Source organism: Paracoccus fontiphilus, from assembly GCF_017356265.1.
Classification (GTDB): Bacteria; Pseudomonadota; Alphaproteobacteria; order Rhodobacterales; family Rhodobacteraceae; genus Paracoccus; species Paracoccus fontiphilus.
The window spans coordinates 1-1,345 of the sequence record NZ_JAFNAW010000160.1; the positions used below are offsets into that span (position 1 = coordinate 1).

Annotated in this window: 1 protein-coding gene and 1 pseudogene; one reads left to right on the top strand and one right to left on the bottom strand. The window is 60.4% G+C overall.

The window, feature by feature from the left end:
• Positions 1-120: pseudogene (locus J0F76_RS20620) on the top strand (IS5/IS1182 family transposase); the annotation flags it as partial.
• A 20-nt stretch (positions 121-140) separates the two neighbouring features.
• Here J0F76_RS20620 and J0F76_RS20625 read toward each other — a convergent pair.
• Positions 141-1,247 carry an AAA family ATPase gene (locus J0F76_RS20625; RefSeq protein WP_207472333.1) on the bottom strand — a complete coding sequence of 369 codons (1,107 nt, stop codon included), beginning with the start codon at positions 1,245-1,247 and terminating at the stop codon, positions 141-143.
• Positions 1,248-1,345 lie beyond the last annotated feature (98 nt).

The window sequence follows — 1,345 nt, forward strand, 5'->3', positions numbered from 1 at the left end:
TGGCTCAACCGCTTTCGCCGCCTCGCCATCCGCTACGAGCGGCGCGCCGACATCCACGAGGCTTTCGTGATCCTCGGCTGCGCCCTCACCTGCCTAAACCAGATCAAACGGTTTTGTTAGATGTTCTTAGTGGCCAGTAGTCAGGTGCTGATCGGCCTGTTCTCCAGGTCCTCCGCTCGATCGAGCATCCGCAAGACCGTGCGCAGGCTTGGTCGCGAGGGTGCAGCAGGTGCTGCCTTGGACAGCGCTTCGGTGACAGACCAGACCGATGCCTCTGCCAAGCCGCGCGCTTGTCCTTCGCGCCGGGCAAGCACGATCAGGTCCGGTAGATCGATTTCCTTCATCCTGAGGATCGTGCAGCGGTTGAGCAGCGGCTCCGGCAGCGGGGACAGGTTGTTGGTGAGCATGATCCAACTCACATGGGACATGTCAAAACGCACGCGATAATAGGGGCAACTCCAGTCAGCGGCGGTGCTGGACTCCAGTAGAGGTAGCAGCGCCTCTGCGAGGCTGAAAGACTGGTTTCGTCCAGACTTGGCGCTGCCCGCCTTTTCCAGCTCATCGATCATGACTATGGGGTTTCCGGTCTGCCTCGCCATGATGCACTCTAGGACTCTCCCCGGCCGGGCACTCGACCAGCCACGCTGACAGCCTACGACACCGAAGGAGGCGTTCTCGCCCGTCGCATCCACGTCCACCTTAGCGGTGCCGATCAGCTCTCCTAATCGACGCATCCAATAGGTCTTCCCGATGCCTGGTGGTCTTTCGAGGATCACGGGCGACATGCGGAAGCCCGCCCAACCTTCGCGCACCGATCGACGCATCGCATGCCAAGCGTGCTCGGTCGCAGGCGCCATCCAAGGCATCTCGCCGTGTAGGCGTGCGACCAGTTCGTCAGCATGATCCAGGCTGGAGATGCGAGCCATGGCGACACCGTTCTTCAAGGACGAGAGTTTCTGGCGATCCTCCCGATCCAAGTGGCTCAGGCCAGTTCTGCGCAGGATCCCGTCATGCAGGCGCGCCGCATGGCAATCCACGCGCTTCATGTCGTTCATGGATAGTCGGATTCTCTGATCCTCCTCGCCGTCAACCGGCCATTTCCGTTCTTCCTTTGCCTCCTCCGGTAGATCGACACTCCCATCTCCGGCGCGCAACTTCTTCAGGTGCCTGGCCAAGTGCGAGCTGATCTGTCGCGGATTGAGCGAAGGATCGGGAAACTTAGCCTTCATGATCGGAAAGCGTGACATTGGGTTCCTCGTAACCACCCGGTTTGCACCGCGGCCATGTTGCATTGATAAGCGTTGATGATGTCGTGTCTTGCGCCACGGCTCTCCGTGGTAGGCTC